Origin of the sequence: Azospirillum isscasi (assembly GCF_030849505.1) — a bacterium.
Classification (GTDB): domain Bacteria; phylum Pseudomonadota; class Alphaproteobacteria; order Azospirillales; family Azospirillaceae; genus Azospirillum; species Azospirillum isscasi.
Genome location: NZ_JAUJFI010000210.1, coordinates 1 through 8,028, shown reverse-complemented (window position 1 = coordinate 8,028; position 8,028 = coordinate 1). Strand labels below are relative to the sequence as shown.

Here is an 8,028-nt window from a genome sequence, read left to right as displayed (position 1 = left end):
GCTTCCGCGAGGCGATGGAGCGGCTGGGCGCCGACGTCGCCGGGCGTCCCACCGCGCAGGATGGCCTGTTCCGCCGCTGGGTGCGGCGATGAGCACGCTGTTCGGCCGCAAGGCCGCTCCCCCCTCCCTGGCCGTGGCAAGCCCGCCGCCCGAGGAACCGAAGCCCGTCCCCGCACCGCCCGCCGCGGCGGCCCCGTCCCCGCCTCCCCCTCCGCTGGCCGCGGTGCGCCCGGTCAACCGCTCGCTGAACGACATCCGCAGCCAGGTGCTGGCCCGCATCGACCCGGCGACCATCGCCGACATGCCGGCGGAGACCCTGCGCCCGCTGGTGGAGCGGCTGATCGACGACATCGCCACCGCCAGCCGCAGCCAGTTGAACGGGCGCGAGCAGGCCACGCTGGCGACGGAGCTGGTCCACGACATGATCGGCCTCGGCCCGCTGGAACCGCTGCTGGCCGACGACGGGATCACCGACATCATGGTCAACGGTCCCTCCCGCACCTTCGCGGAGCAGCGCGGCAAGCTGGTCGAGATGCCGGTGCGCTTCCGCGACGCCGGGCATCTGCTGAACATCGCGCAGCGCATCGCCTCGGCGGTCGGGCGGCGAGTGGACGAATCCAGCCCCATGGTGGACGCCCGTCTGGCCGACGGCAGCCGCGTCAACATCGTGGTGCCGCCGCTGGCGCTCGACGGCGCCTGCATCTCCATCCGCAAATTCGCCCGCCGCACCATCGGCTTCCGCGAGCTGGTGGAGTTCCGCAGCCTGTCCGAGCCGATGGCCCGTGCGCTGGAGATCATCGGGCGCTGCCGGTTGAACGTCATCATCTCCGGCGGCACCGGCTCGGGCAAGACGACTCTGCTCAACGCCATGTCCCGCCCCATCGAGGCGACCGAGCGCGTCATCACCATTGAGGACGCCGCCGAACTCCAGCTCCAACAGCCCCACGTCGTCCGGCTGGAAACCCGCCCGCCCAACCTGGAAGGCCAGGGGCAGGTGACGCAGCGCGACCTCGTGCGCAACGCGCTGCGCATGCGGCCCGACCGCATCATCATCGGCGAGGTGCGCGGGGCGGAAGCCTTCGACATGCTCCAGGCCATGAACACCGGCCATGACGGGTCGATGTCCACCATCCACGCCAACAACCCGCGCGACGCGCTGAGCCGTGTGGAGAACATGGTGCTGATGGCCGGCATGAACCTGCCCAGCCGCGCCATCCGCCAGCAGATCGCCGGGGCGGTCAACGTCATCGTCCAGGTGCAGCGCATGCGCGACGGCGTGCGCCGCATCACCCACGTCACCGAGCTGGTCGGCATGGAGGGCGACGTGATCCTGACACAGGACCTGTTCACCTTCGAATTCCGCGGGGAGAGCCGCGACGGAATCCTGGAGGGGCGCTACGCCGCCACCGGCCTGCGCCCGCGCTTCGCGGAGCGGCTGGCCTATTTCGGGCAGGAGGCGGCCTGGACCGCCGCCACCGCCGGCCTCTGAGACGGGAGGACCCGCGATGGACCGCATCCAGGCCCTTCAGCTTGCCACGCTCCTCCTCGGCGTCGGCACCCTGCTGTTCGCCCTCTCCACCCTGCGCGCCTTCCGCCGCCGCAAGGCGCTGCGCCGCCGGCTGGCCGCCCTGTCGGCGCAGGCGCTGACCGAGGTGGAGGACGGCAGCCCCGACATCACCGGCGCCGGTCCCCTAACCTTCGCCGACCGGGTCAAGCGGCGCATGTCGCGCTTCTACGCGCGGCGCCAGACGGTCTATCTGCCGCCGGGCATCCGGCTGTGGCGGGCGCTGCTCACCGCCGTGATCGCCGCCGCCCTGTGCTGGTGGCTGGGCGGGCCGGTGATGGGCGACGCGGGCGCCATGACCGTCGCCGCCGTGGCCCTTCTGGTCACCCCGCGCCTGGTCTTCGCGTCCAGCCGCCGCCGGACGCTGGAGGCGCTGATGAACCAGCTTCCCGACGCCATCAGCCTCGTCGTCCGCGCCACCCGAGCCGGCATCCCGGTGTCGGAAAGCCTGCGGATGGTCGGCACCGAACTGTCCGAGCCGATCGCCCCGCTGTTCCGCCGCATCGTGGACGAGACGGCCATGGGCATCGACCTGGAGACCGTGCTGACGCGCGCCGCCGCCAACGTCCGCCTGCCGGAGTTCCGCTTCTTCGTCGTCACCCTGCTGCTTCAGCGGGAGACCGGCGGCAACCTGACGGAGCCGCTGGAGAATCTGGCCGACATGATCCGCCAGCGCCGCCGCGTGCAGATGCGCACCCGCGCCCTGACCTCGGAGGCGCGCAGCTCCGCCGCCGTTCTGGCCGCCCTGCCCTTCCTGGCCGGTGGCGGCATGGCGATGCTGAACCCCGACTACGCGATGCGGCTGATCGACGAGCCGAGCGGCCAGACGATGCTGGCGGTCGCCGGTGGGCTGCTGCTGGTCGGCGTCGGCTCCATGCAACTCCTCATCCGGAGGACCCTGTCATGAGCGATGGCGTCCTGGGCGGCGGCCTGATCCCGCAACCGGTCCTTCTTGGCTTCGGCGTCCTGATGATCCTGACCGGCGTCGCCGGGCTGCGCTCCTGCACGCTCCGCGAGCGGCTGCTCGCCCGGCTGGAGCTTCTGCGCGCCGGAACCGCGCGGCGGGCCGCCGGTCCGGAGACGGAGCGCCGGAGCCTGCTGAGCCGGATGGGCGCCTGGCTGGCCCGCACGCCGCTGGTCGGGTCCGCCGACCGGGAGCGGATGCGCAAAAGCCTGATCGCCGCCGGCTACAATCAGCCCGGCCATCTCTATTCGCTGCTCGGCGTCAAGCTTCTGTGCATCGGCGCCGGGATGGCGCTGGTCCCGGCGGCGGCGGGCGCCCTCCTGCCCGCGCTGATTGGCGCGCCGGGCGAGGCGGCGCAGGTGGTGGCCGGTGCCCTGCTCGGCTGGCGGCTGCCCGATCTGGCGCTGGGCCGGATGCGCGACCGCCGCCTGGAGGAGGTGCGCAACGGCCTGCCCGACGCGCTCGACCTGCTGGTGATCTGCGGCGAGGCCGGCCTCGGCCTGGAGGCGGCGGTGGACCGCGTGGCCCGCGAGGTGGCGACCGCCTACCCGGCGCTCAGCGCCGAGCTGTCGGCCACCGCGGCGGAGATGCGGGTGCTGTCCGACCGCGGCGGCGCGCTGACCAATCTGGCCGCCCGGCTGGACATGGAAGGCGTGCGCGGCATGGCGACGACGCTGATCCAGGCCATGCGCTACGGCACGCCGCTGGCCCAGGCGCTGCGCGTCCTGGCCGGGGAAATGCGCGCCCAACGCCTCGCCCGGTTCGAGGAGAAGGCGGCCCGCCTGCCGGTCCTGCTGACCCTGCCGATGGTCGTCTTCATCCTGCCCTGCGTCTTCATCGTCGTCGGCGGCCCCGCCATGCTCGACGTGTCCCGCAGCTTCGACGGCGCCAGCGCCAACCAGCAAGCCCACTCCAATCAACGCCACAGCCCGACCAAGGGAGGTCAGCCATGATCGCCGTCCCGTCCCTCCGCCCGTCCAAGAAGCATCTCTCCGGTCTGGGCCGCGCTGCGGCGGCCGCCCTTCTGCTGTTGTCGGTCAGCGCCTGTGCCTCCGCGCCGGGGAGCGGGTCCGTCGGGTCCAAGGGCGGCCCCACCGCGAACGCCACGCTGGACGACAAGGCGCGCGTTCAGCTCCGCCTCGCCCGCGCCGCGCAGGAGGCGGGGAATTCCGCCTCCGCGGTGCGCTTCTACCGCGCCGTTCTGGATCAGGCGCCCGGCCATGTCGGCGCCCTGCTCGGGCTGGGCGAAACCCTGTCGGAGAGCGGCGCCCCCGCCGACGCGGTGGTGGAACTGCAAAAGGCCGCCGCCGCCGTGCCCGACAATGTGGAGGTGCAGACGGCGCTGGGCCGCGCCCTGGTCCGCGCCAACCGCCCCGCCGACGCGCTGAACCGCTTCGACGCGCTGCTGCGCCGCAACGGGGACGATCTGCGCGCCCATCTGAACCGCGGCGTCGCCCTCGACCTCGCCGGGCGGCACCCCGAGGCCCAGACCGAATACCGCCACGTCCTGACCGCCGAGCCGAACAACGTGGCGGCCACCGCCAATCTCGGCCTGTCGCTGGCGCTGAGCGGCAACGCGGAGGGGGTGCCGATCCTGGAACGCCTCGTCCAGAGCGGGGTGGACTCGCCCCGCATCCGCCAGAACCTGGCCTTGGCCTATGGGCTGAAGGGCGATCTGGAGGCGGCGGCCCGCGTGGCGCGGCTCGACCTCGACGACGGGAACGTCCGCTCCAACCTGGCCTTCTACGAGACGGCGCGCCAGCTCGTCGCCGCCAAGCCGTGAGGCGGCCCCCATGCGCAGCCTTAGCCGCAGCCATAGCCGCCCCTTCCTCCGCGCCTTGCGGGACCGCCGGGGCCTGACCACGCTGGAACTGGCGCTCGTCTCCCCGGCGCTGATCGCGGGCATGATCGCGCTGGCCGAGGTCTCCTACTCGCTGACCGTGGACGGGCTGCTGAACCACGCCGCCCGCGCCGCCGCCCGCAGCGGCTTCACGGGGGAGCTGGCGACCGGCTTCACCGACCGCCGCGCCCAGGTCTGCGACACGGTGCGCCGGCTGACCCACCGCGTGCTCGACCAGAGCCGCCTGTCGGTGCGCAGCCACAGCTACGCCTCCTTCACGACGCTGGGCCAGATCAACGGGGGCGTTCCGCCCTCAACCTCGCTGACCGACCTGAACTGCGGCTCCGCCAACTGGGACGCCGGGCAGACCGGAGCGGCTCTGGGCGGCAGCGGGCAGGTCGTCGTCTATGTGCTGCGCTACACCCAGCCGGTGCTGACCGGGCTCGGCGCCACGGTGCTGGGCCGGTCGGAGCTGGTCCACGAGGCGCGGCTGGCCGTGCGCAACGAGCCCTTCATGGTGGGGGAGTGACCGGCATGACGAAACGTCATCCATTCCGCCGCCTTCCCTGGCACGACCGGCCCTGGCACGACCGGCCCTGGCGCGACCGGCGGGGCATCGCGGCGCTGGAGATGGCGCTGCTGGCGCCGGTGCTTCTGGTGCTGGTCACCGCCACGGTGGACGTCGTCCGCTATGTCAGCATCACCCTGACGCTGAACCGCACCGCCGCCAACGTCAGCGACATCGCCACCCAGTTCGACAAGCTGCGCGCCGGCATGACGGTGGTGAAGGGCAACGAGGTCGGCGTGCTGTTCCTCGCGGCCACGGAGGTCGCCCAGCCGCTCGACCTGATGGCCGGCGGGCAGGTGATCGTCACCTCGGTCGCCAACATGGGCCAGGGGTCGCGGGTGATGTGGCAGGAGCGGGCCGGCACAGGCTCCGCCGCCAGCCACCTCGGCGCCGCGGGCGGGGCCGCCACGCTTCCCCCCGGCTTCACCCAGCAACCGGGCGACAACGCCATCTTCACCGAGCTGTTCTACCGCTTCACCCCCTATCTGCTGAGTTGGCCGTGGCTCGGCAACGCCGGGACCTCCACGACGCTCTACGCCAGCGCCGTCTACCAGCCCCGGCTCGGCACGCTCACCACGCTGGAGACCGGGCCATGAGGACACCGCTCGAACCCGCGCGCCGCTTGATCGCCTCCCTCCGGCGGGTGCGGGGGGACCGCCGGGGGGCCACCGCGCTGATGTTCGCCGCCGCCGCGGTGCCCCTGCTGGGCATGGTCGGGCTGGCGGTGGATTACGGGCGGGCCTTTCTGGTGCAGTCGCGGCTTCAGACCGCCATCGACGCCGGGGCGCTGGCCGCCGGCAAGATGCTGAACTCCTCGGCGGAGGCGCAGCAGGACATCGCCATGTTCGTCGCCGCCAACCTGCCGCCGGGCTTCATGGGGGCGGCCATCGGAACCCCCGCGGTGACGCTGGACCAGACGAACCAGCGCGTCGGCGTGACGGTCACCGCCACCCTGCCGACGACCTTCCTGCGCGTCCTGCGGGTGAACCAGCTCACCATCACCGTCACCAATCTGGTGCAGCGCGCCAACACCGGGCTGGAGCTGGCGCTGGTGCTGGACGTCACCGGTTCCATGGCCACGAACAACCGCATCGGGGAACTGCGCACCGCCGCCACCGACCTCGTGAACATCCTGTTCGGGCCGGGCAGCACGCCGCCGAAGAATCTGTGGGTCTCCATCGCCCCCTACGCGGCGGAGGTCAACATCGGCAAGACCCGTACGGGCTGGCTGGCGGCGGGCAGCTACGACGCCACCAAATGGGCGTCCCAGGGTTGGCGCGGCTGCGTCCTGGCCCGCACCCAGCCGCAGGACCAGACGGACACGCCGCCGGCCTCCGCGCCCTTCAAGCCCTTCTGGTACCCGAACAACCAGTACAACGGGAACAACAACGACAACCCCTGGACCCCGAACAACATCACCGACGACGGCACCTACCGCCAGACCAACGACATGGCCGGCCCGAACCTGGGCTGCCCGCCGGCCATCATGCCGCTGACCAACGACCGGTCGGCGTTGCTCTCCAAGATCGCCGGGCTGAAGCCGGTGAACCGCGGCGGCACCATGGCGAACCAGGGGCTTCAGGCGGGGTGGTTCACCCTGTCGCCGAAATGGCGCGGTCTGTGGGGCGGCACGACCCCGAACACCCTGCCGCTCAATTACGGAACGCCCGACATGTCCAAGGCGGTCGTCCTGCTGACCGACGGCAACAACGAGTGGTACAAGTACAAGCCCCAGGGCGACTACACCAGCTACCAGCGCATCGGCGACGGGCTTCTCGGCACCACCAACGCCAATCAGGTGACGACGGCGATCGACAACCGCATGCTGACGCTGTGCACCAACATGAAGGCGGCCGGGATCACCCTGTTCACCATCACCGTCGGCGACAGCGCCAACAGCGCCACCCGCACCCTGTACGAAAGCTGCGCCTCGCCCGGCCCGAACCATTATTTCGACAGCCCCTCCCCCGCGGATCTGCAGACGGTGTTCCGCACCATCGCCGGCCAGCTCAGCAACCTGCGGATCGTCCGCTGAGCGGCTGGCGTTGAACCGTTGGCGCTGAACGGCTGGCGGTATGGCAGAGGCGGCGGTTTATGACCTATTGCGCATTGGTCCGCCGCCGTCCGATGGGCTACAGGATTCGGGACCGTGCAGACGAGAGGCCCACCCGCCATGTCCCAGAATTTCCCCCAGACCTTTCATGTGATCGTTGCCGAGGACGACCCGGTCGTCGCGGTCACCATTGCCGAAACCCTGGAGGAGCGCGGCTTCCGCGTGACCATCGGGCGCAACGGGTTCGACGCCTTCAAGATCGACCAGAACGACCCCGCGGACATCCTGATCACCGACCTGCGCATGCCGCATTTCGATGGCAGCAGCCTGATCGCACGCATGCAGGAGCAGCGTCCCGAGTTGCCCATCCTGGTCACCACCGGCTACAGCGACAACCTGCCCAAGGAGGAGCCGGGCCAGCTCTCCGTCGTCCAGAAGCCCTTCTCCGAGGACAGCATCGTCCGGGCGGTGCAGGCCCTGCTCGGCGTCGCCTGAAAGGCACCGAAGGTAGGCCGCGAAAAAAATCGCCTCCCGGTGAAGTTCCTGCTTGCGCTCTGCCGCTGGGACCCGTATAAGCCGGCCTCCGTTCCGGATTAGCTCAGTCGGTAGAGCAGCGGACTGTTAATCCGCGTGTCGCTGGTTCGAGTCCAGCATCCGGAGCCATATTGCGGGTGTAGCTCAGTTGGTTAGAGCGCCGGCCTGTCACGCCGGAGGCCGCGGGTTCAAGTCCCGTCACTCGCGCCACATTGCGGGCGTAGCTCAGGGGTAGAGCACAACCTTGCCAAGGTTGGGGTCGAGGGTTCGAATCCCTTCGCCCGCTCCAGTTTCGAAGCACCATCGAGTGCCTTCAAGGGCCGCTTGTCCAACAAGCGGCCCTTTTTCATTTTGGGCCGCTCCATTCCCCCACTCCGACACCTCATTCCCTCCCCCGCCGAAGGCGGGGGAGGGTCAGGGAGGGGGGGCCGGCGCAACCACCGGCCTCAAGCTTCAACGACGAAAAACCGGCGCCTCCCCTGGGGGAAGGCGCCGGCTCTCGAAG

8 protein-coding genes and 3 tRNA genes are annotated in these 8,028 nt (G+C 70.9%); all 11 read left to right on the top strand.

Annotated features, from left to right (window positions below; genetic code table 11):
* Positions 1-88 precede the first annotated feature (88 nt).
* The 11 genes from QSG27_RS26045 to QSG27_RS25995 all read left to right on the top strand — a co-directional run bounded on the left by QSG27_RS26045 (position 89) and on the right by QSG27_RS25995 (position 7,812).
* Positions 89-1,489 carry a CpaF family protein gene (locus tag QSG27_RS26045; RefSeq protein WP_306711320.1) on the top strand — a complete coding sequence of 467 codons (1,401 nt, stop codon included), beginning with the start codon at positions 89-91 and terminating at the stop codon, positions 1,487-1,489.
* 16 nt (positions 1,490-1,505) lie between these two features.
* On the top strand, positions 1,506-2,471 hold the full coding sequence (locus tag QSG27_RS26040) for a type II secretion system F family protein (protein WP_306711318.1): 966 nt from the start codon (positions 1,506-1,508) through the stop codon (positions 2,469-2,471).
* Positions 2,468-3,481, top strand: a complete 1,014-nt coding sequence (locus QSG27_RS26035) for a type II secretion system F family protein (RefSeq protein ID WP_306711316.1) — start codon at positions 2,468-2,470, stop codon at positions 3,479-3,481. The genes QSG27_RS26040 and QSG27_RS26035 overlap by 4 nt, the downstream gene beginning before the upstream one ends.
* Positions 3,478-4,311, top strand: coding sequence for a tetratricopeptide repeat protein (locus tag QSG27_RS26030; protein WP_306711314.1), 834 nt, complete (start codon positions 3,478-3,480; stop codon positions 4,309-4,311). The genes QSG27_RS26035 and QSG27_RS26030 overlap by 4 nt, the downstream gene beginning before the upstream one ends.
* A gap of 10 nt (positions 4,312-4,321) precedes the next feature.
* Complete coding sequence (locus QSG27_RS26025) at positions 4,322-4,897, top strand: TadE/TadG family type IV pilus assembly protein (RefSeq protein ID WP_306711312.1); 576 nt, start codon at positions 4,322-4,324, stop codon at positions 4,895-4,897.
* A 5-nt stretch (positions 4,898-4,902) separates the two neighbouring features.
* Positions 4,903-5,532, top strand: coding sequence for a TadE/TadG family type IV pilus assembly protein (locus QSG27_RS26020; protein ID WP_306711310.1), 630 nt, complete (start codon positions 4,903-4,905; stop codon positions 5,530-5,532).
* Positions 5,529-6,971: a TadE/TadG family type IV pilus assembly protein gene (locus QSG27_RS26015; protein WP_306711308.1), complete on the top strand. Its 1,443-nt coding sequence runs from the start codon at positions 5,529-5,531 to the stop codon at positions 6,969-6,971. Before QSG27_RS26020 ends, QSG27_RS26015 begins: the two co-directional genes overlap by 4 nt.
* Before the next feature lie 138 nt (positions 6,972-7,109).
* Positions 7,110-7,484 carry a response regulator gene (locus QSG27_RS26010; protein ID WP_306711305.1) on the top strand — a complete coding sequence of 125 codons (375 nt, stop codon included), beginning with the start codon at positions 7,110-7,112 and terminating at the stop codon, positions 7,482-7,484.
* A 92-nt stretch (positions 7,485-7,576) separates the two neighbouring features.
* Positions 7,577-7,652 (top strand) — tRNA-Asn (locus QSG27_RS26005).
* Between the two features lie 4 nt (positions 7,653-7,656).
* Positions 7,657-7,733 (top strand) — tRNA-Asp (locus tag QSG27_RS26000).
* Positions 7,734-7,737: 4 nt separating this feature from the next.
* Positions 7,738-7,812, top strand: a tRNA-Gly gene (locus tag QSG27_RS25995).
* Positions 7,813-8,028: the final 216 nt, after the last annotated feature.